Raw genomic sequence first — 20,467 nt, forward strand, 5'->3', positions numbered from 1 at the left:
AGGACATGATGCCGAAGGCTGTGCCTTCGGTTTTTCCCTCACGCTGGACAAGGAGTTCCCATGCAGCGTCGTCACTTCCTTGGTCTGACCCTGGCCTCCGGCGCCGCCCTGCTGCTCGCGGGCTGCGGCTTCCACCTGCGCGGCGTCGGCGGCGAGGTGCTGTCCCTGGACAGCCTGGCGCTCGACGGTGCCGACACCCCCTTCGCCGAGCAGTTGACCAAGCGTCTGGAAAGCCTCGGCACCCGCGTCGACGAGACGGCGTCGCTGCGTCTCAACCTGGGTGGCGAAGACGTCAGCATCCGTCAGGTCGGCGTGCTCGATACCGGCTCTCAGGACCAGCAACTGGTGCTGCGGATTCCCTACTCGATCCAGCGTGCAAGCGATGGCGCCTACCTGGCCGATCGCCAGGCGGTGGAGGTGCTCGAGGAGTTCTCGATCACCGACGACAACCTGCTGTCCCAGGATGAGCTGCGCACGGATGCCCTGGAAAACGCCCGCCGCGAGGCCGTACGCCAGATGATCGACCGACTGCGCGCCATCGAGGAAGTCTGATTCACCCATGAAGGTCTTTGCCGACAAGTTGCCGGACGCGCTTTCGAAGTCCGTGCCCCCTGTCATCATCGTCGCCGGTGATGAGCCTCTGCAGCACATGGAGGCCTGCGACCAGGTCCGGGCACGTGCGCGCGAGTCGGGCGTCGAGGAACGTGAGGTGCTCCACGTCGAGGCCAACTTCGCCTGGGGCCGCCTCACCGAGTCCGCGGCGAGCCTGTCGCTGTTCGCCTCGCGCAAGTTGATCGAGCTGCGTCTGGGCAGCGCCAAGCCGGGCCAGGAAGGCGGCAAGGCGCTCAAGGAGTACGCCGAACAGGCACAGGGCAGCGACAACATCCTGCTGGTCAGCTGCGCCAAGCTCGACGCCCGCGAGCAGAAGAGCGCCTGGTTCAAGGCGCTCGACAAGCTGGGGCTGTTCGTTCCGGTGTGGCCGGTCGACCCTTCCCGCCTGGGTTTCTGGCTGAGGGACCGCGCCCAGCGCCACGGTCTGTCGATGTCGCTGGACGCCGCCCGGCTGCTGGGTGAGCGCACCGAGGGCAACCTTCTGGCCGCCGACCAGGAACTGCAGAAGCTGGCCTTGATGCTTCCTCCCGGCGCCCAGGTATCCCCCCGTGACGTCGCCGGCGGGGTCGAGAACAGCGCCCGCTACGACGTCTTCACTCTGGTCGATGCCTGCCTGAAAGCCGAGCGCGAGCGCGTCCTGCGTATCCTCGCGGGACTGGCCGCCGAGGGTACCGAGCCACCGATCATCCTGTGGGCCCTGACCCGCGAGATTCGTACCCTGCTGTCGCTGCATCAGCACCTGGACCAGGGCCAGAGCTTCGAGCACGCCTGCAAGGCCCAGAAGCCTCCGATCTTCGACCGTCGGCGCCCCGCCTACCAGGAAGCCATCCGTCGCCTGCCACTCAAGCGTCTGCACAAGCTTCTGATGTTCGCCCAACGCCTGGACCTGTCGATCAAGGGCGCAGCGGACCTGCCGCTGGAACAGGGCATTCAGGACCTGGCGCTGACCCTCGCTGGCGGTCGTGGACTGCTGGCAGAAATGGCCTGGTCCTATCGCGTGGCGCCGTAGCCGACGATTCGTCTTCCTTGCTCTCGCATGATGTGGCCTGGCGTCACCCCTGTGACGCCAGGATGGGATAGGTCAGCCCGGCCAATGGGGGTATGACCCCGCACTGCGGGTACTCTGCGCATAGAATAGGGCAAGCACCTGCATCATTACCCCTTGGGCGCCCAGCGCGTCTGGTCGCCAGCGACCGCGAGTGCCCCCATCATGACCCGTGTCTTCCCGCTGGTTCTGGCCGCCGGCGTCACCTTGCTTTCGACCGCCAGCGCCCTGCTGTTGCTCGGCTACCTGAGCCAGGTGCGCCAGCCCATGGGCGTTGTCCGCGACGCCCTCATCATCGAAACGGCACGGTCTCAGGAAAATGTGGCGAGCATCGCTTCACTCAAGCAGTTTGCCGGCATCGACAACTCGCCCCGGGCTCACGAGCTCACGCAAGTGGCCGATACCCTCCAACACCGTCTGCGGACGCTGGCGGGCACCGCCACGCGGCTGCCCACCTCCCAGAGGGACAGCGTGGTCGGCTACCTGCAACGCGCCGAGCACTCGATCAACCTGATCGCTCCTTCGCCTCTCTCCGACACCACCGCAGACATCACCGACACCTTGCCGGGGCTCGCTTCGACCATCGATGAGCTGGCCATCTATCTGATGGAGACCGAGTCGCACCAGCGCAAGCTCGATCGACGCCTGGCATTGGTGGCCACCGTACTGACGGCACTGGTACTGATGGTCGGCATGGTGCTGTTTGTCGCCTTGCTGCGCCTGGAACGCCACAGCAACGCGCTGCGCTATCTGGCGATGACCGACGACCTCACCCAGCTCTACAATCGTCGCCAGTGGCTCGACCAGGCCCCCCACCTGCTGGCCCTTCGGCGCCCAGCGGATAGTCCAGTGGCGCTGATGCTGCTGGATCTGGACAACTTCAAACGCATCAATGACGGCTACGGCCACCCCACCGGTGACAAGGTATTGAAGTCCTTCGGCGAGATGCTCAAGCGCGTGGCCAGACGCAGTGATCTGGCGGCGCGTCTGGGGGGCGACGAGTTCGCCCTGCTGATGCCCCAGGCGGACGCCCGCAACGCCGAAACCGTCGGTGAACGAATTCGCCACGAAACCGAGCACTTCGACCTGACCCAGCCGGCGGGCGGCGCCAACCTTACGGTCAGTATCGGCATCGCCGTCTCAAGCCATGCCGATGACGACTTCTCCACCCTGTACCGGCGGGCCGACCAGGCGCTCTACCAGGCCAAGCATCAGGGACGCAATTGCATCCGCCTGGGCTAGAGAAACCAACAACCTGCATGAAATTCCTGTACCACCTTCGTTATACTCCTGTTGTCGCCAACGCATCCGGCGGGCAGGATGCCACTGGATGCATGTCGCCATCACCAAGGATCGAACAATTCCCGACACCATCAACAAGGAAGCCCCCATGACTTCACGACTGCGCCGCTTGCTGTGTACCGTTCTGATGCTGTGCCTGACCCTGGGTGCCGCCAGCGCCGGGGCCGCCACCTCGGTCCCGCTGGCCTCGACCAACGACGTGCTGGCCTCCCAGCAGAGCCAGGACGCCCGAGAACGCATCCATCAGGTGCTGGCCCGCGATGACGTACGCCAGCAACTCGAACTCCAGGGCGTCGATCCCGGTGAGGTCGAGGACCGCGTAGCCGCCCTGTCCGACGCCGAAGCTCAGCAGATGGCCGACCAGCTCGACCAGATGCCCGCCGGCGCCAGCGTCATTGGCGTGCTGTTCGCGGTCTTCGTCATCCTGCTGGTCACCGACATCCTGGGTCTGACCGACGTCTACCCGTTCACCCGCTAAGGACATGCGCGTGATGCGCTCATTCGTCTCGAGCGCCCGCCTGGCGGGCGCTCTTTCGTTGGTGATGTGGCTCACGGCCTGTGCCAGCGCCCCCGAACTGGACCACAGCGTCACCGCTACGCTGCCCCAACGCCAGCTCCTCGAAGACGTCCCCTTTCACCCCCAGCGTGACTACCAGTGCGGCCCGGCCACACTGGCCATGGTGCTCAACCATGCAGGGGTCGACGTCGGCGTCGATCAACTGATCCCCGAAATCTACGTGCCCAGCCGCAAGGGCAGCTTCCAGCCCGAGATGCTGGCCGCCAGTCGCCGGCACGGGCGAATCCCGTTCACTCTGGCGCCGCGCTTCGCCTCGCTGCTCGAAGAGGTCGATGCCGGCCGCGCGGTGGTGGTACTGCAGAACCTGTCGCTGCCGGCCTTCCCGCTGTGGCACTTCGCGGTGGTCAACGGCTACGATCTCGAGAGCGAAGAGGTATTGCTGCGCACCGGCGTCACCCGTCAGGATGCCACCGATTTCGGGCGTTTCGACGCAACCTGGCAACGTTCCGAGCGCTGGGCCTTCGTGGCACTGACGCCAGGAGAGCTGCCGGTGACGATTGCACCGGAGGCGGCCATCCAGGCCACCTCGGACTTCGAACGGGTCCAGGGGCCAGAGCAAAGCCTGCCGGCCTGGCAAGCTCTGGTCGATCGCTTTCCCGAGGAGGCCATGGGGTACTTCGCGCTGGCAAACGCCTACCATGCGGCGGGCCAGCCTGACGCAGCCATCGACGCCTGGCGCAGCGCTGTCGCAAACGATCCGTCTCTGGCGCCGGCCTGGTTGAACCTGGGTCTCACCCTGGCGTCTCAAGGAGATGACGAAGGGGCTCGCGAAGCGCTCAGGCGTGCGGCTTCGCTTGACGGGCCCTGGCAGCAAGGCGCCAGGGAGGCGCTGAACGAACAGCAAGGAGGAGCTCGATGAGCTACGACATCGTGTTCAAGGGCGTCTACCAGGCGCCCGAGCCCGACGACGGCGCCAGAGTACTGGTCGACCGCCTGTGGCCCAGAGGACGCAGCCGCGAGTCCCTGGCGCTTACCGAGTGGTACCGGGAGGCCTCACCCAGCAATGCCCTGCGACGCCAGTATCAGCTCGAGGAGATCAGTTCCAGGGTCTTCGAGATTCGCTATCGCGGCGAGCTACGCGACCACCCCGACCGGCTGTATCCGCTGATGCGCCTGGCCCGGCGCGGCCGCCTGACGCTGGTGACCGCGGCGCGCGATGTCGACAGCACCCATCTGCCCGAGCTGCGCCAGCGCCTGCTCGAGGCACTGCACCAGGAAGATCAGGAAGACGCCCTGCCCTCCTCGCCGCCTTGCTTTGCCCACGAGAGCGGGCACTAGCGCTCAGGCACCGGATCCAGCAGGCGCCCCGATATCGGATATCGTAGAGCGTCGATCCCAGCGCTACCGAGGCTCCCACAGCAGGCGCCAATAGTCTGGCCTCAGACCAAGAAAGGTGCCCAAGGGCACCTTTCTTGTCGGTCGTGCTGGCCGGTTCAGAACACCCGATTGAGGCCATTCTGGGCGGCCACCCGGTAGGCCTCGGCCATGGTCGGATAGTTGAAGGTGGTGTTGACGAAGTACTTCAGCGTATTCGCCTCCCCTTCCTGCTGCATGATCGCCTGGCCGATATGGACGATCTCCGAGGCCTGGTCGCCGAAGCAGTGGATGCCGTAGATCTCCAGGGTATCCTGATCGAACAGGATCTTGAGCATGCCGACGGTATCGCCGGTGATCTGGGCGCGGGCGGTGTCCTTGAAGAAGGCATGGCCGACCTCGTAAGGCACCTTGGCCTCAGTCAACTCGCGCTCGGTGCGACCAAAGGAGCTGATCTCGGGGATGGTGTAGATCCCGGTGGGCACCTCGGTGACGTAGCGGAATTCCCGGTCCAGCAGCTCGTCGCAGGCGTTCAGTCCCTGATCGTAGGCGGCGCTGGCGAGGCTCGGCCAGCCGACCACGTCTCCGGCGGCGTAAATGTGGGGCAGCGCCGTACGATAGTGCTCGTCGACCTGCAGCTGACCGCGGCCGTTGGCGGTGAGACCGATGTTCTCGAGGCCCAGCTGGTCGGTATTGCCGGTGCGCCCGTTGGCCCACAGGAAGGCGTCGGCACGCAGCCGCTTGCCCGACTTCAGATGCACCGTGACGCCGTGTTCGTCACCCTCGACGCGCTCGTACTCTTCGTTGTGGCGGATCAACACACCATGCTTGCGCAGATGATAGGACAGCGCATCGCTGATCTCGTCATCGAGGAAGGACAAGAGGCTGCCGCGGTTGTTGATCAGATCCACCTTGAGTCCGAGCCCGGAGAAGATCGAGGCGTACTCACAGCCGATAACGCCGGCGCCGAAGATGATCAGGGTACGCGGGGTGTGCTGCAGACCAAGAATGGTATCGGAGCAGTAGATACGAGGGTGGCGAAAATCGATGTCCGCAGGACGGTAGGGCCGTGACCCCGTGGCGATGATCACCTTGTCCGCTACCAGCTCTTCCTGGTTTTCACCACTGCCCCTTACCATCAGGGTGTGTTCGTCCTTGAAGCGCGCGATCCCGTGATACAGGTCGATGCGATTGCGCGCGTAGAAGTTGGTGCGCATGGACACCTGCTGATCGATGGTCACCCGGGAGCGTTCACGCACCTTGGGGAACGAGAACCAGCGCGGCTCGCCGATATCCCGGAACATGCTGTTGGTGTTGAACGACATGATCTGGCGGACCTGATGACGCAGCGCCTTGGAAGGGATGGTGCCCCAGTGGGTGCAATTGCCGCCGACCCGCGCCTGCTTTTCGACCACCGCGACCCGCTTGCCATGCTTGGCCGCATTGATCGCTGCGCTCTCGCCGGCGGGCCCGGTGCCGATCACCACCACGTCATAGTTGTGGACTGCCATCGTGTCTTCCTTCTCCTGGAAACCGACCCGGATGTGAGATGCCGGGCACTGCTTATCATGAGGACGGCGCCTCGAGAGGCGCCGTCATGGTCAGGGGGCGTCGATACTGCCGCTCAGCGACGAGTCGCGTCGTAGCCCAGGTCCAGTCCGCGATTCTCGTCGGATTGGCGGCGCTGACTGGTGGCGCGCTTCTTCGATTCTTCCTCGCACACCTCATCCTTGCCGCCGCAGATCTCGCAGCCGTCCTTCAGGCCAAGCTGGTTGAGCCCGCCGCAGGAGCCGGCGATGGGCTTGCGGCCAAGAATGACACCGATCGCCATGGCGCCGATGATCAGCAGCATGGCACCGAAAACGATAAGGTAGATGGTCATGATGGACTCCTCGCTGGATGGGGCAGGATGGCTCTAGTCACTTTCTCGCGAACACTTTGTCGCGAACACCATCGCCTGCCTTTCTCCCATTGGACAGCGGTTGGACAAGAGATATCCCTGGGCGGAACAACGAATGGCCGTCGCCATACACCCGAGGCGTTGAAGGTACCGACTCGACAAGGTCCCGTGTCCTCGCAGGACAGTCCGCGGGGCATTCTCGAGTCGGCGCGACAATTATGCCAGAACTCCTCTCGCGGCAAAATCACAAGGCGCACAAACCAACGAGCCCCGCACAGGGCGGGGCTCGCAAGGTGCCCTTGGGCACACGGACAGGCGCGTGATCAGCCGCCGAAGTCATCCAGCATGATGTTCTCGGGCTCGACGCCGAGATCCAGCAGCATCTTGATGACGGAGGCGTTCATCATGGGCGGCCCGCACATGTAGTACTCGCAGTCCTCGGGGGCCGGATGGTCCTTGAGGTACATGTCGTAGAGCACGTTGTGGATGAACCCGGTCGGCCCTTCCCAGTTGTCTTCCGGCTGGGGGTCGGACAGTGCCAGGTGCCAGTCGAAGTTCTCATGCTCTTCGGCCAGCTTGTCGTACTCTTCGTTGTAGAAGGTCTCGCGCCAGGAGCGTGCGCCGTACCAGAAGGTCATCTTGCGCTCGCTGTTCAGACGCTTCAGCTGGTCGAAGATATGGCTGCGCATCGGCGCCATGCCGGCACCACCGCCGATGAAGACCATCTCGGCGTCGGTATCCTTGGCGAAGAACTCGCCAAACGGCCCCATCACCGTGACCTTGTCACCCGGCTTCAGGCTGAAGACGTAGGTGGACATCAGGCCAGGCGGGTGGCTGGAGTTGGGCGGAGGCGTCGCGATCCGGATGTTGAACTTGAGAATACCCTTCTCTTCCGGATAGTTGGCCATGGAGTAGGCACGAATGACCTCTTCGGTGTTCTTGTGCGAGACGTCGAACAGACCGAATTTTTCCCAGTCGCCGCGGTACTCTTCCTCGATATCGAAGTCGGAGAACTTGATGTCGTAAGCAGGTGCCACCAACTGCACATAGCCGCCGGCACGGAAGGCCACTTCCTCGCCTTCCGGCAGCTTCAGGTTCAGCTCCTTGATGAAGGTGGCGACGTTGGGGTTCTCGATGACCTCGCATTCCCACTTCTTGACGCCGAACACTTCCTCGGGGACCTGGATCTTCATGTCCTGCTTGACCGGCACCTGACAGGACAGACGCCAGCCGACCTTCTTCTCGCGCAGGGTGAAGTGGCTTTCCTCGGTGGGCAGGATCGAGCCGCCGCCCTCCTCGACCCGGCACTTGCACTGGGCGCAGGAGCCGCCGCCGCCACAGGCAGAGGACAGGAAGATGCCGTTGGCCGCCAGGGTGTTGAGCAGCTTGCCGCCGGCCTGGGTGGTCAGGGTGTTCTCGGGATCGTCATTGATCTCGATGGTCACATCGCCCGAGCTCACGAGCTTGGAGCGGGCCGCCAGGATCACCGCCGTCAGACTGATGACGATGATGGTGAACATGACGACGCCGAGCACGATGACTGTTGTATCAACCATGTCGGTTTCCTATTGCTAGGGTTAGGGCCTGCACCGAGGGCTAGCGCCCCCGGTGCAGGGCACTCAGAGCTGGATGCCGGAGAAGGACATGAAGCCCAGGGACATCAGACCCACGGTGATGAAGGTGATGCCCAGTCCCTGCAGGGAAGCGGGCACATCGCTGTACTTCAGTTTCTCGCGGATACCGGCCAGGGCGGTGATCGCCAGCGCCCAGCCGACACCGGCGCCCAGGCCATAGACCACGGACTCACCGAAGTTGTAGCTGCGCTCGACCATGAACAGGGTGCCACCGAGGATGGCGCAGTTCACGGTGATCAGCGGCAGGAACACGCCGAGGGCGTTGTAAAGCGCCGGCACGAACTTGTCGAGGAACATCTCGAGGATCTGCACCAGTGCGGCGATGACGCCGATGTAGGACAGCAGACCCAGGAACGACAGATCGATGTTCTCGGCGCCGGCGATGCCGGTCCAGGACAGCGCGCCTTCCGCCAGCAGATACTCGAGGATCAGGTTGTTCACCGGCACGGTGATGGTCAGTACCGCTACCACGGCGATGCCCAGACCGATGGCCGAGGATACCTTCTTGGACACGGCCATGAAGGTACACATGCCCAGGAAGAACGCCAGTGCCATGTTCTCCACGAACACCGAGGCAACGAAAAGGCTCAGATAGTGTTCCATGTTACACGGCCTCCTTCGGCTGGGTGTTTTCCTTCATCACGAACTCGTTGTCCTCGACCTGCTCCGGGTTGAGGCTGCGCAGCACCCAGATGATCAGACCGATGATGAAGAAGGCGGACGGCGGCAGCAGCAGCAGGCCGTTGGGCACGTACCAGCCACCGTTCTGCACGGTTTCCAGGATGGTCACGCCGAACAGGCTGCCGGAGCCGAACAGCTCGCGGAAGAAGCCGACGGTCATCAGGATGAAGCCGTAGCCCAGACCGTTGCCGACACCGTCGAGGAACGACAGCGTCGGGGTGTTGGTCATGGCAAAGCCTTCGGCGCGGCCCATCACGATGCAGTTGGTGATGATCAGACCGACGAATACCGACAGCTGCTTGGACATCTCATAGGCAAAGGCCTTGAGGATCTGGTCCACCACGATCACCAACGAGGCGATGATGGTCATCTGCACGATGATACGGATGGAGGACGGAATGTGATTGCGGATCAGCGAGACGAACATGCTCGAGAACGCCGTCACGAAGATCACGGCCAGACTCATGACCAGCGAGACGCTGAGGCTCGAGGTCACCGCCAGCGCCGAACAGATACCGAGGATCTGCAGGGCGATGGGGTTGTTCTTGAAGATCGGCGTCAGGATGACGCCCTTGGGAGTCGGTGCAGACATCGTCAGGCTCCTTCGCTGTCGTCAGAGGGGCTGGCGTCGGCGCTGGCCTGGCTGTCCACGCCATCGCGGAAGCGCGCCAGGTAGTGACCGAAGCCTTCCTCGCTCAGCCAGAATTGCACCAGCTTGGTCACGCCGCGGCTGGTCAGAGACGCGCCGGACAGGGCGTCGACCTCGGTGGACTCGCTGGCACCACCCTTCACCAGCTGGATGGCCGGCTCCATGGTGTCGCTCGAGGCGTAGATTTCCTTGCCTTCCCACTGCGCCTTCCAGCGCGGGTTGTCGACCTCGCCACCCAGGCCAGGTGTCTCGGCGTGGGAATAGAAGGTGATCCCGCCGATGGTGTTGCCGTCACCCTGCACAGACAGGTAGCCGCGCATCAGGCCCCACAGGCCCTGGCCACGAATCGGCAGCACGATCTGCTCGGGGTTGTTCTCGTCACCGACCAGATAGATGGTGGAGAACTGCTCCTGACGGCCGAGACCGGCGATGTCCTTCTCCCCGGACAGGGTACGCGACTGGGCCGGATCCTTGGCGGCCTGGAAGCCGTCATAGGTCTCGGGATCGACCTCATCGGTGTACTCCCCGGTGTCGAGATCGACGACCTTGGCGGTCACCGCCTGAGAGAACTCCTTGCCGACGTCCATGCCCGGTTCGTACAGGTCGGCCACGGCCAGGATGTTGGACTTGCGGTCCAGCTCCTGGTTGCGCTCCTGGCGCGCCTTGAGTCCCACCGCCGCCGTCGACACGATGATCGAGCAGACGATACACAGGGAGAAGGCGACCGTCAGGATCTTCTTGATGGAGTTGTTACCTTGTGCCATCAGGCGGTCTCCTCGGCCACGACAGCGGTGCGCTTGGCGCGACGCTTGATGTTGGCCTGAACAAAGAAGTGATCGATGAGCGGCGCGAACAGGTTGGCGAACAGGATCGCCAGCATGATGCCCTCGGGGAAGGCTGGGTTGACCACACGGATCAGTACCGTCATCACACCGATCAGGGCGCCGAAGATGAAGCGACCCGGGTTGGTCATGGACGCCGACACGGGATCGGTGGCCATGAACACCATGCCGAAGGCGAAGCCACCCACCACCAGGTGCCAGTACCAGGGCATGGCGAACATGGCGTTGGTGTCGGAGCCGATCAGGTTGAGAATGGAGCTCATCGCTACCATGCCGAGGAACACGCCGGCAACGATCCGCCACGAGGCGATCTTCATGCCGATCAGCACCACCGCCCCGATCAGGATGGCAAGCGTCGAGGTCTCACCCACGGAGCCGGGAATGAAGCCAAGGAAGGCGTCCCACCAGCTGTACTGGTCCTGCAGTGCGGCCATGCCGCTCTGGTAGGCGGTAGACAGCGGCGTCGCGCCGGTGAAGCCGTCGGCGGCGACCCACACGGCATCACCGGAGATCTGCGCCGGATAGGCGAAGTACAGGAAGGCACGACCGGTCAGCGCCGGGTTGAGGAAGTTCTTGCCGGTACCACCGAAGATTTCCTTGCCGATCACCACACCGAAGGTGATGCCGAGCGCCACCTGCCACAGCGGGATGGTAGCCGGCAGGATCAGGGCGTAGAGCACCGAGGTGACGAAGAAGCCTTCATTGACCTCGTGGCCGCGCTTGATCGCGAACAGCACTTCCCAGAAGCCACCGATGACAAAGGTCACCAGGTAGATCGGGAGGAAGTAGGTAGCGCCCAGCACGAAGTTGGACCACAGGCTGCCGGCATCGTGGCCACCGGCGAAGGTCAGCAGGATCATCTCGCGCCAGCCGCCCATGGAGTCGTAACCCGCGGCGATGGCCTCGTTGGCCTGCCAGCCAGCGTTCCACATGCCGAAGAACATGGCCGGGAAGGTGCAGAACCACACCGTGATCATCATGCGCTTGAGGTCGATGCCGTCACGCACGTGAGCCGTGGTCTTGGTCACGCTGGGAGGCGCATAGAAGATAGTGTCCACCGCCTCGTACAGCGGATAGAACTTCTCGTACTTGCCACCCTTGTGAAAGTGCGGCTCGAGATTGTCGAGTGTCTGTCGAATACCCATCATCAGGCCTCTTTCTCGATCATGGTGAGGTTGTCACGCAGGATGGGACCGTACTCATACTTGCCCGGGCACACATAGGTGCACAGCGCCAGGTCTTCTTCATCCAGCTCGAGGCAGCCGAGCTCCATCGCCGACTCGATGTCGCCGACGATCAGCGAACGCAAGAGCTGCGTGGGCATGATGTCCAGCGGCATCACCTTTTCATACGCACCCACCGGCACCATGGCGCGCTCGGAGCCATTGGTCGAGGTGGTCGGCGCATAGTTGCGCAGGCCCTTCAGGCTCGACAGGTAGATACCCAGTACCGAGTGACGATTGGCACCCGGCGACAACCAGCCCATGAAGGCACGCTTGTTGCCCTCTTCCAGCAGGGTGATCTGGTTGTGGAAGCGGCCCAGGTAGCGCAGGCTGCCTTCGGCGGTGAAGCCGGAGAACACGCCTCCGCTGATGACGCGGGTGTCATCGGCAGACTTGATCTCGTGATCCAGCAGCTCGTCAGTGCTGGCACCCACACGGGTACGCACCAGACGCGGACGCTCGGCACGCGGGCCGCCCACGGCGACCACTCGGCTCAGGTCCAGCTTGCCTTCACTGAACAGCTTGCCGAAGGCGATCACGTCCTGATAGCCGATGTGCCAGACGCGACGCTGCAGCGACACCGGGGACAGGAAGTGAATGTGGGTACCGACCAGGCCCGCAGGATGGGGACCGGCGAAGCTCTCGTGGTGGACGCCCTTGACCTTGGTGCCCGGAATCTGGGCATCGGTGGCGGTGCACAGGAACACCTTGCCCTCGGTCAGTCGTCCCAGCACCTTGAGGCCGTCCTCGAACGCCTCGGCCTGCTCGTTGATGACCAGCGACGGATCGGCGGCCAGCGGCTGGGTGTCGATGGCGGTGACGAAGATGTCGGTGGGTACGGCGTCGGGCGCCGGGGTACGCGAGAACGGGCGAGTGCGCAGCGCGGTCCAGAGACCGGACTCCACCAGTTGGTCGACCACGGTCTGACGTTCGAGGGACTCGAGCGCATCGCGGCCATGAGCCGTGAAGGACTCGGCCTCGGCGCTGTCGTCGACCTCGATCACCACCGACAGGAGCCTGCGCTTTTCCCCGCGATTGATCGCCACTACTTCACCCGAGGCCGGCGAGGTAAAGCGCACGCCCTCGATCTTCTTGTCGGTGAACAGTAATTGGCCCAGCTTGACCTTGTCCCCCTCCTTGACCTCCATTGTCGGCTTCATGCCGATATAGTCGGTCCCCAGGAGCGCCACGTGGCGCACCGGTCGCGCATCCTCGATACGCTGCTCCGGCGCTCCCGTGATGGGGAGATCCAGGCCTTTCTTGACTTCGATCATAGACTCGCCCAGTTGATGGATCGTAGATAATGGACGGAGGTTCGGTGGAAATGAGAGGAATTCTTGTTATAAGCCACGCATCACCAGTCACGCCGAGGCGACATCGAACCACCCCGAAAAATCCCCAGCATTATAAAGACAAGCCAGTGGATTGACCACATGATCGAACGTCGCAGAACTGCGTGATTCTGCAAAACCGCTTCCATCCCAAACAGAAAAACCCCTTGCCAAACAAGGTTGGCAAGGGGTATTCGAGCTACCTCAACGCGAGACTCTCGCCCCGCTCGGCACGGACTAGGCGTGACGCGGCAGCTTACAGAAGGCCACGTTGGAGATCTGCTGCAGGATACGAATCACCTGGCAGCTATAGCCGAACTCGTTGTCGTACCACACATAGACCACCGCGTGGCGGCCCTGGGCGATGGTCGCCTTGGCGTCGACGATGCCGGCGTGACGGTTGCCGACGAAGTCGGTGGAGACCACCTCCGGCGAGTCGACGAAGTCGATCTGTTTCTGGAAGGCCGAGTCGATGGACATGCGGCGCAGGTAGTCGTTGAGCGACTCGGCGTCGGTCTCGCGCTCGAGCGACAGGTTGAGGATCGCCATCGACACATTGGGCGTGGGCACGCGGATGGCGTTGCCGGTCAGCTTGCCACCCAGCTCCGGCAGTGCCTTGGAAACCGCCTTGGCAGCACCGGTCTCGGTCAGCACCATGTTCAGCGGTGCGCTGCGTCCGCGACGGTCACCCTTGTGGTAGTTGTCGATCAGGTTCTGATCGTTGGTGTAGGAGTGAACGGTCTCGACGTGGCCATGCTCGATGCCGTATTCGTCGTTCATCACCTTCAATACCGGCACGATGGCGTTGGTGGTGCAGGACGCCGCGGAGATGATGCGATCATCCTGGGTGATGTCGCCATGATTGATGCCATAGACGATGTTTTTCAGGTCGCCCTTGCCCGGGGCGGTCAGCAGCGCCTTGGACACGCCCTTGCACTCCAGGTGCTGACCGAGGCCAGCCTCGTCGCGCCAGATACCGGTGTTGTCGACCACCACGGCGTTGTTGATGCCGTAGGCGGTGTAGTCGACATCGCTCGGCGAATCGGCGTAGATGACCTGGATCACGTTGCCGTTGGCGGTCAGGGTGCGGGTCTCCGGGCACACGCTGATGGTGCCGTCGAAGGGACCGTGAACGCTGTCACGACGCAGCAGGCTGGCGCGCTTTTCCAGATCCTTGGCGATATCGCCACGACCGCGCACCACGATGGCCTTGAGGCGCAGCAGGTTGCCGCCACCGGCCTTCTCGATCAGCACGCGGGCCAGGATCCGGCCGATCCGGCCGAAGCCGTAGAGCACAACGTCCTTGGGCTCGCCATTGCCGGCGTCAGGATCGTGACAGTCGACGATCTCGGCCAGCTGCTCGCGCATGAACGCCAGCGCATCGCCACCGCCCTGCTTCTTGAATGCCACACCCAGCTTGCCCACATCGACGTGAGCCGGCCCCAGATTCAGCTGGGTCATCGCCTGCACCAGCGGGAAGGTATCCTGCACCGACAACTCGGTACCTTCGATCTTCCTGACGAAACGATGGTCCTTGAGGATGCGGATGACGCTGCGGTTGAACAGCGAACGTCCGAACATGGTGGTGACCACGTTATTGCGACGATACAGGCTGCCGATCAGCGGGATCATCTGCTCGGCCACGGCCTGGTTGTCGTGCCATTGCTGGAAGACGATATCGGGTTGCTGGCTCACGAGAGACCTCTAAGTCTGATGGGGAAACGAGCGTATTATCAGCCCCCCCCTTGAAAGGGGCAATGACTGTATGGTCGCACCTCCTGTAGGCCCGTTACACAAATCGCGGTTTGACTACATGAGCGAGATCGGGCTGGTATGATGCCTGCTCGACCTCTGAACGCCAGCGAAACGACATCCTCTATGCCTACCTTTTCGCCGCTCGATCCGCCGCATCCCCAGGGCGCCCGTGACACCCTGTACCTCACCACGCCCGCCGGCAGCGCCAGCGCCCTGGCGCTTTCGCGCCTGGCTGCCGACGCGCCACTGCTGGTGATTACCCAGGATACCGCCGAGGCGCTGAGGCTCGAGAACGAACTGGCCTTCTATGCCGACATGCCGGTACTGCCCTTCCCCGACTGGGAGACGCTGCCCTACGACAGCTTTTCGCCCCATCAGGACATCGTCTCGTCGCGGCTGCGCACCCTCCGGCATCTGCAGGATGGTGTGCACGGCATCGTGCTGGTACCGATCAATACCCTGATGCAGCGTCTGCCGCCCGTGGACTATATCGCCGGACGGGTGCTGACCCTGGAGGTCGGCGCCACCCTGCAACGGGAGACCTTCCGCGAACAGCTGTCACGGGCGGGCTACCGGGCGGTGGAGACCGTCTTCGAGCCGGGTGAATACGCCCTGCGTGGCGCCCTGATCGATCTCTTTCCCATGGGCAGCGACCATCCGCTTCGCATCGACCTGTTCGACGACGAGATCGACACCCTCAGGAGCTTCGACCCCGACACCCAGCGCAGCCTCGACAAGGTCGAGCGGATCGACCTGCTGCCGGCGCACGAGTATTCGCTGTCACGCTCGGCCATCGCCTGCTTTCGTGAAGGCTTCGAGACCCTGTTCGACGTCGACCCACGCCAGTGCCCGCTTTATGTCGATGCGCTGAAGGGCATCCCCTCACCCGGACTCGAGCAGTATCTGCCGTTGTTCTTCGAGGCCACCGCTTCACTGTTCGACCATCTTCCCGCGGATACCCGCGTCGCCCTGATGTCCGGCTGCCGCGAAGCCGCCGAGCACCACTGGCAGGCGATCACCAGCCGCTACGAAAATCTCGGCGTCGATCCGACCCGCCCCCTGCTGCCGCCCCACCGTGCCTTCATCCCGGAAGCGGAACTGTTCGGGCTGATCAAGACCCACCCCAGGGTCGAGCTGACGGCAGACAGCGAGCATCCCCACGCCCATCCCTCGGATGCCAGCGACGCCCCCCAGGTGGCGATCAATGCCAGGGCAAAGGATCCGCTGGCGGCGCTCAGAGGCTTTCTGAACGAGCACGCAGAGCGCCGGGTGCTGTTCGTGGCCGAGTCCCGTGGGCGTCGGGAAGCGCTGGAGGAGACCCTGGCCCCCGCTACCGGTGCACTGGACGCCGCGGACGGATTTTCCGACTTCCTCGCCGGCAGCTCTCGCCTGGCCATCGCCGAGGGGCAGCTCTCCAGCGGCCTGTCGCTCGGCTCCCCCGCGGTCAGTGTGATCACCGAGACGGAACTGTTCGGCGAGATCGTGCGCCAGACCCGCCGCCAGGCCAAGGCCACCGACGACAACGAACTCGCCGTACGCCATCTTTCCGAACTCAAGGTCGGCGCCCCGGTGGTCCACCAGTCCCATGGCGTCGGCCGCTACCGCGGGCTGGAAACGCTGGAAGCCGGCGGCCAGGCGGCCGAATTCGTCAGCCTCGAGTACGCCGACGGCGCCAAGCTCTACGTGCCGGTGGACAGCCTGCACCTTATTTCCCGCTACGCCGGTGCCGACGATGAACTGGCACCGCTGCATCGACTGGGCTCGGAACAGTGGGAAAAGGCCAAGCGCAAGGCCGCCGAGAAGATCCGCGATACCGCCGCCGAGCTGCTCGACATCTATGCCCGCCGCGAGGCCCGGGAAGGCTTCGCCTGTGCCGCCCCGGATGAAGAGTACGCTCGCTTCGTCGCCAACTTCCCGTTCGAGGAGACGCCGGATCAGCGGGTCACCATCCAGGCGGTGATCCAGGACATGACCGCACCGCGCCCGATGGACCGTGTCGTCTGCGGCGACGTCGGCTTCGGCAAGACCGAGGTCGCCATGCGTGCCGCCTTTCTTGCGGTACAGTCCGGGCGCCAGGTGGTGGTGCTGGTGCCGACCACCCTGCTCGCCCGCCAGCATTTCGAGAACTTCCGCGACCGCTTCGCCGATACCGCGGTGGATATCGAGCTGTTGTCCCGCTTCACCAGCAGCGGCAGTCAGACGGACACCCTCAAGCGCGTTCGCGAAGGCAAGGTCGATATCGTCATCGGCACCCACAAGCTGTTGTCTCGGAAGCTCGACTTCCCGGAGCTGGGGCTGGTCATCATCGATGAAGAACATCGCTTCGGCGTGTCCCAGAAGGAAAGGCTCAAGACCCTGCGTGCCGAGGTCGACGTACTGACCATGACCGCAACGCCGATCCCGCGAACCCTCAACATGGCCATGAGCGGCATCCGCGACCTGTCGATCATCGCCACCCCACCGGCCAGACGCCTGTCGGTGAAGACCTTCGTCCAGCAGCGCGAAGAAGCCGTGATCAAGGAGGCGATCCTGCGCGAGATACTGCGCGGCGGCCAGGTCTATTACCTGCACAACGAGGTCAAGACCATCGAGAGCGCCGCCGAGAAGGTCCGTGAACTGGTGCCCGATGCCCGCGTCGCGGTGGCCCATGGGCAGCTGCCCGAGCGCTCGCTGGAACGGGTGATGTCCGACTTCTATCACAAGCGCTTCAACGTGCTGGTGTGCTCGACCATCATCGAGACCGGCATCGACGTGCCCAGCGCCAACACCATCATCATCGAGCGTGCCGACAAGTTCGGACTGGCCCAGCTCCACCAGCTGCGCGGCCGGGTAGGCCGCAGCCACCACCAGGCCTACGCCTACCTGCTGGCGCCGCCGCCTCGCTCGATCACCCGAGATGCGGTCAAGCGCCTCGAGGCGATCGGCCAGGCCGAGGACCTGGGCGCTGGCTTCACCCTGGCCAGCCACGACATGGAAATCCGCGGCGCCGGCGAACTGCTGGGCGACGAACAGAGCGGCCAGATGGAGGCGGTGGGCTATAGCCTCTATATGGAGATGCTCGACCGGGCGGTGAAGGCCATCCGTGAAGGCCGCACTCCGAATATCGAGGCGCCGCTGCAGGAAGGCGTCGAGATCAGCCTCAACCTGCCGGCGCTGATTCCCGACGACTATCTCCCTGATGTCCAGCAGCGTCTGGTGATGTACAAGCGCATCGCCAACGCCGACAACGAGGCCGAGCTCAAGGAACTGCGCGTGGAGATGATCGATCGCTTCGGGCTGCTACCCGCCCCGGTCAAGACGCTGCTGCGCCAGACCCGCCTCAGGCAGCGTGCCGAAAGGCTCGGTATCGTGCGCCTGGAAGCGGGCGCCGAGCGCGGGCGCGTGCTGTTCGGCGGCCAGACCGCGGTGGATCCGCTGACGCTGGTGGGGCTGATCCAGGGGGCGCCGGAACGCTATCGACTGGAGGGCGCCGACACCCTGCGCTTCCAGGCCGACATGGCCGTCGAGGAGACCCGCTTCGAGGCCGTCGAGGCGCTGCTGGACCAACTCAATCGAAAGACTCAGGCGGCCTGAGCCATCCCTTGCAAGGGACTGGCGCAACGCCGCATTAGCGGGCAATCTATGTACATAGGACACCGCAAATTCCGGCCGGGTGATCCCCGGCTTTCACCCATTATCGAGACTGCTGCAATGACTTCGACTTCACTTCGCCGGCCACTCGTCCGCCTCGCCACCCTGTGTGGCGTTGTGGGCGCGCTGGCGGCACCTCTGGCGGCGGCCGACGACCTGCCCCGGGGCCACTACCTGCTGCCCGAAGAAGGCGACCTGATCGGTGAGGTCTACACCGTCGAAGCCGACGAGGAAGACACCCTCATCGATATCGGACACGAGCACGGCATCGGCTTCAACGCCATCACCCGCGCCAACCCCGACATCAGCATCTGGTATCCCGGCGAGGGTACCGAAGTGACCATCCCGGCCCAGTTCATCCTGCCCGATGCACCGCGCAACGGCATCGTGGTCAACGTGGCCGAGATGCGCCTCTACTACTACCCGCCGGCCAAGGAAGGCGAGCCGCGTACGGTGCAGACCTACCCGATCGCCGTGGGCCGCATGGACTGGAAGACGCCGCTGGGCTCCACCACCATCACCCAGATGGTCAAGAATCCGTCCTGGTATCCTCCTGCCTCCATTCGCCGCGAACACGCCGAGGCCGGCGACCCCTTGCCCGGCGTGGTGCCGCCCGGACCCGACAACCCCATGGGCACGCGCAAGATGCGCCTGGGCATCCCCGGCTACCTGATCCACGGCACCAACAAGCCCGAGGGCGTCGGCATGCGCGTCACCCACGGCTGCATCCGCATGCTGCCCGACGATGTCGAGAATCTGTTCGATCAAGTCGCGGTGGGCACCCGTGTCCGACTGGTCAACGAACCGCTGAAGCTCGGCTGGTCCGACGAGCACCTCTATGTCCAGGCCTACCCCTACCTCGACGAGGAAGAAGGCGCGCCGATCGAGGACATGACCGCCGCTATCGAGGAGGTCGAGGCCGCCGTCAAGGACAAGGACTACGACGTCGACTTTGCGCGCCTGCGTAGCGCCATGGAGACGCCCAGCGGCCTTCCGGTCGCCATGCAGACCACCACCCCGGCAGAACCCAAGCCGCTGCCTGGCAGCCTCTATGACCATATCGAGTTGATCGCCGACGAGCCTGCCCTGCTGGGACAGGTCAGCCACGAAGGCTGAACCGGCGACCACAGGCACCACATCAAGCACGTGACGTGCACGGCGCCCCGACAGGGGCGCCTTTTTTTGGCGCCAACATTTCCAGAGCGAGCCTCGTCGGCATGGTGGCGACACCTTGATCCAGCTCAAACGACGCATCCGCAGCAGTCAGTGGTCAGGCAGAGGAGAGGCAGCCGTCAGGAGACAAGCGACAGGACAGGCAGCCAGACAGGCAGCCATCAGATGAAGGAACAGGCAGCGGTCAGACGATTGGCTGGCAGCTCCCGCCCACCATCAATCGTCATGCAATGATCACACGCCACAAACGACTGAGGCCCCACCTTTCGGTGGGGCCTCAGCCTATCGTTTCATGACCTGGACGACCTGATTTCGATGAAACCCTGACGTCCTGTCGGTCAATCCCGCGAACGGGATGCGAAACGATTACTTGCGCATGGAGCGCTCGAACATGCGGTTCATCTCTTCGCGGTTCTGCTGAGACAGCTGCAGGGCCGCTTGAGCGTCACGCTGTGCCTGGTTGGCAGTGTTCTGAGCCTGAGTGGCGATGCTGCGAGCTTCTGCAGCGTCGGCCTGAGCAGACTCAGCGGTCATGCGGACTTCTTCCAGAGCGCTGGAAGAAGCACAGCCAGCCAGAACGGCCAGAGAAGCGGCGGCGGCGGTCAGCTTCAGGGTAGTCTTCAGAGTCATGGTGTTCTCCTTGAGTCTTCCTTGGTACTGCGTTGGTGACAGTAACATACCCGATCAGGGTATGTATCCATCAGGCTTCCTGCAAAGGCAGGCCTTTCTTGCAGCGACTTGTGCTGCTAAGCACAGGAGTCAAACGCTGTTTTATAATACACAACGGCGCTTGTCCATA

General features: G+C 63.7%; 18 protein-coding genes. 8 read left to right on the top strand and 10 right to left on the bottom strand.

Annotated features, from left to right (window positions below; genetic code table 11):
- Positions 1–60 precede the first annotated feature (60 nt).
- The 6 genes from C6W88_RS13415 (at position 61) to C6W88_RS13440 (ending at position 4,814) form a co-directional block, all read left to right on the top strand.
- Positions 61–552 carry an LPS-assembly lipoprotein LptE gene (locus C6W88_RS13415; protein WP_108132826.1) on the top strand — a complete coding sequence of 164 codons (492 nt, stop codon included), beginning with the start codon at positions 61–63 and terminating at the stop codon, positions 550–552.
- 7 nt (positions 553–559) lie between these two features.
- On the top strand, positions 560–1,621 hold the full coding sequence (holA, locus tag C6W88_RS13420) for a DNA polymerase III subunit delta (RefSeq protein WP_045992656.1): 1,062 nt from the start codon (positions 560–562) through the stop codon (positions 1,619–1,621).
- Positions 1,622–1,822: 201 nt separating this feature from the next.
- A complete protein-coding gene (locus C6W88_RS13425) occupies positions 1,823–2,899 on the top strand; it encodes a GGDEF domain-containing protein (protein ID WP_108132827.1) in 1,077 nt (358 codons plus the stop codon).
- A 148-nt stretch (positions 2,900–3,047) separates the two neighbouring features.
- Positions 3,048–3,437, top strand: coding sequence for a PA2779 family protein (locus C6W88_RS13430; protein WP_045992681.1), 390 nt, complete (start codon positions 3,048–3,050; stop codon positions 3,435–3,437).
- A gap of 13 nt (positions 3,438–3,450) precedes the next feature.
- Entirely contained in the window at positions 3,451–4,395 is a 945-nt protein-coding gene (locus C6W88_RS13435) for a PA2778 family cysteine peptidase (protein WP_231498646.1), read from the top strand.
- Positions 4,392–4,814 (top strand): DUF488 domain-containing protein, encoded by a 423-nt coding sequence (locus C6W88_RS13440; protein ID WP_108132829.1) that lies wholly within the window; start codon positions 4,392–4,394, stop codon positions 4,812–4,814. The genes C6W88_RS13435 and C6W88_RS13440 overlap by 4 nt, the downstream gene beginning before the upstream one ends.
- A 155-nt stretch (positions 4,815–4,969) precedes the next feature.
- Here the strand turns inward: C6W88_RS13440 and sthA are convergent, their stop codons facing one another.
- The 9 genes from sthA to C6W88_RS13485 form a co-directional block, all read right to left on the bottom strand.
- Positions 4,970–6,361 (bottom strand): Si-specific NAD(P)(+) transhydrogenase, encoded by a 1,392-nt coding sequence (sthA, locus tag C6W88_RS13445; RefSeq protein WP_045992659.1) that lies wholly within the window; start codon positions 6,359–6,361, stop codon positions 4,970–4,972.
- 113 nt (positions 6,362–6,474) lie between these two features.
- Complete coding sequence (gene nqrM, locus C6W88_RS13450) at positions 6,475–6,732, bottom strand: (Na+)-NQR maturation NqrM (RefSeq protein WP_045992660.1); 258 nt, start codon at positions 6,730–6,732, stop codon at positions 6,475–6,477.
- A 341-nt stretch (positions 6,733–7,073) separates the two neighbouring features.
- Positions 7,074–8,306 (bottom strand): NADH:ubiquinone reductase (Na(+)-transporting) subunit F, encoded by a 1,233-nt coding sequence (gene nqrF / locus C6W88_RS13455; protein ID WP_045992661.1) that lies wholly within the window; start codon positions 8,304–8,306, stop codon positions 7,074–7,076.
- Between the two features lie 63 nt (positions 8,307–8,369).
- A complete protein-coding gene (gene nqrE, locus C6W88_RS13460) occupies positions 8,370–8,987 on the bottom strand; it encodes an NADH:ubiquinone reductase (Na(+)-transporting) subunit E (RefSeq protein WP_045992662.1) in 618 nt (205 codons plus the stop codon).
- A 1-nt stretch (position 8,988) separates the two neighbouring features.
- The gene (locus C6W88_RS13465) at positions 8,989–9,657 is read right to left on the bottom strand and encodes an NADH:ubiquinone reductase (Na(+)-transporting) subunit D (protein ID WP_045992663.1); all 669 of its coding nucleotides are present in this window, start codon (positions 9,655–9,657) and stop codon (positions 8,989–8,991) included.
- Between the two features lie 2 nt (positions 9,658–9,659).
- Positions 9,660–10,478, bottom strand: a complete 819-nt coding sequence (locus C6W88_RS13470; protein ID WP_108132830.1) for a Na(+)-translocating NADH-quinone reductase subunit C — start codon at positions 10,476–10,478, stop codon at positions 9,660–9,662.
- On the bottom strand, positions 10,478–11,704 hold the full coding sequence (locus C6W88_RS13475; RefSeq protein WP_045992665.1) for an NADH:ubiquinone reductase (Na(+)-transporting) subunit B: 1,227 nt from the start codon (positions 11,702–11,704) through the stop codon (positions 10,478–10,480). The genes C6W88_RS13470 and C6W88_RS13475 overlap by 1 nt, the downstream gene beginning before the upstream one ends.
- Positions 11,704–13,053 (bottom strand): Na(+)-translocating NADH-quinone reductase subunit A, encoded by a 1,350-nt coding sequence (locus tag C6W88_RS13480; RefSeq protein ID WP_108132831.1) that lies wholly within the window; start codon positions 13,051–13,053, stop codon positions 11,704–11,706. Before C6W88_RS13480 ends, C6W88_RS13475 begins: the two co-directional genes overlap by 1 nt.
- 294 nt (positions 13,054–13,347) lie before the next feature.
- Complete coding sequence (locus tag C6W88_RS13485; RefSeq protein WP_045992667.1) at positions 13,348–14,805, bottom strand: glyceraldehyde-3-phosphate dehydrogenase; 1,458 nt, start codon at positions 14,803–14,805, stop codon at positions 13,348–13,350.
- Positions 14,806–14,988: 183 nt separating this feature from the next.
- On the opposite strand from C6W88_RS13485, the gene mfd reads away from it, so the two are divergent.
- Positions 14,989–18,438, top strand: a complete 3,450-nt coding sequence (gene mfd / locus C6W88_RS13490; RefSeq protein WP_108132832.1) for a transcription-repair coupling factor — start codon at positions 14,989–14,991, stop codon at positions 18,436–18,438.
- A 117-nt stretch (positions 18,439–18,555) separates the two neighbouring features.
- Positions 18,556–19,611 (top strand): L,D-transpeptidase family protein, encoded by a 1,056-nt coding sequence (locus tag C6W88_RS13495; RefSeq protein ID WP_108132833.1) that lies wholly within the window; start codon positions 18,556–18,558, stop codon positions 19,609–19,611.
- Positions 19,612–20,034: 423 nt separating this feature from the next.
- On the opposite strand, the gene C6W88_RS13500 is transcribed toward C6W88_RS13495, so the two are convergent.
- Positions 20,035–20,298, bottom strand: coding sequence for an Lpp/OprI family alanine-zipper lipoprotein (locus tag C6W88_RS13500; RefSeq protein WP_045992670.1), 264 nt, complete (start codon positions 20,296–20,298; stop codon positions 20,035–20,037).
- Positions 20,299–20,467: the final 169 nt, after the last annotated feature.

It is taken from the genome of Halomonas litopenaei, from assembly GCF_003045775.1.
In the GTDB taxonomy this organism is placed as follows: Bacteria; Pseudomonadota; Gammaproteobacteria; order Pseudomonadales; family Halomonadaceae; genus Halomonas; species Halomonas litopenaei.

Coding starts and splice junctions, on each gene's coding strand:
- C6W88_RS13415 (WP_108132826.1), top strand. CDS start 61: ATGCAGCGTCGTCACTTCCTTGGTCTGACCCTGGCCTCCGGCGCCGCC.
- holA (WP_045992656.1), top strand. CDS start 560: ATGAAGGTCTTTGCCGACAAGTTGCCGGACGCGCTTTCGAAGTCCGTG.
- C6W88_RS13425 (WP_108132827.1), top strand. CDS start 1,823: ATGACCCGTGTCTTCCCGCTGGTTCTGGCCGCCGGCGTCACCTTGCTT.
- C6W88_RS13430 (WP_045992681.1), top strand. CDS start 3,048: ATGACTTCACGACTGCGCCGCTTGCTGTGTACCGTTCTGATGCTGTGC.
- C6W88_RS13435 (WP_231498646.1), top strand. CDS start 3,451: ATGCGCTCATTCGTCTCGAGCGCCCGCCTGGCGGGCGCTCTTTCGTTG.
- C6W88_RS13440 (WP_108132829.1), top strand. CDS start 4,392: ATGAGCTACGACATCGTGTTCAAGGGCGTCTACCAGGCGCCCGAGCCC.
- sthA (WP_045992659.1), bottom strand. CDS start 6,361: ATGGCAGTCCACAACTATGACGTGGTGGTGATCGGCACCGGGCCCGCC.
- nqrM (WP_045992660.1), bottom strand. CDS start 6,732: ATGACCATCTACCTTATCGTTTTCGGTGCCATGCTGCTGATCATCGGC.
- nqrF (WP_045992661.1), bottom strand. CDS start 8,306: ATGGTTGATACAACAGTCATCGTGCTCGGCGTCGTCATGTTCACCATC.
- nqrE (WP_045992662.1), bottom strand. CDS start 8,987: ATGGAACACTATCTGAGCCTTTTCGTTGCCTCGGTGTTCGTGGAGAAC.
- C6W88_RS13465 (WP_045992663.1), bottom strand. CDS start 9,657: ATGTCTGCACCGACTCCCAAGGGCGTCATCCTGACGCCGATCTTCAAG.
- C6W88_RS13470 (WP_108132830.1), bottom strand. CDS start 10,478: ATGGCACAAGGTAACAACTCCATCAAGAAGATCCTGACGGTCGCCTTC.
- C6W88_RS13475 (WP_045992665.1), bottom strand. CDS start 11,704: ATGATGGGTATTCGACAGACACTCGACAATCTCGAGCCGCACTTTCAC.
- C6W88_RS13480 (WP_108132831.1), bottom strand. CDS start 13,053: ATGATCGAAGTCAAGAAAGGCCTGGATCTCCCCATCACGGGAGCGCCG.
- mfd (WP_108132832.1), top strand. CDS start 14,989: ATGCCTACCTTTTCGCCGCTCGATCCGCCGCATCCCCAGGGCGCCCGT.
- C6W88_RS13495 (WP_108132833.1), top strand. CDS start 18,556: ATGACTTCGACTTCACTTCGCCGGCCACTCGTCCGCCTCGCCACCCTG.
- C6W88_RS13500 (WP_045992670.1), bottom strand. CDS start 20,298: ATGACTCTGAAGACTACCCTGAAGCTGACCGCCGCCGCCGCTTCTCTG.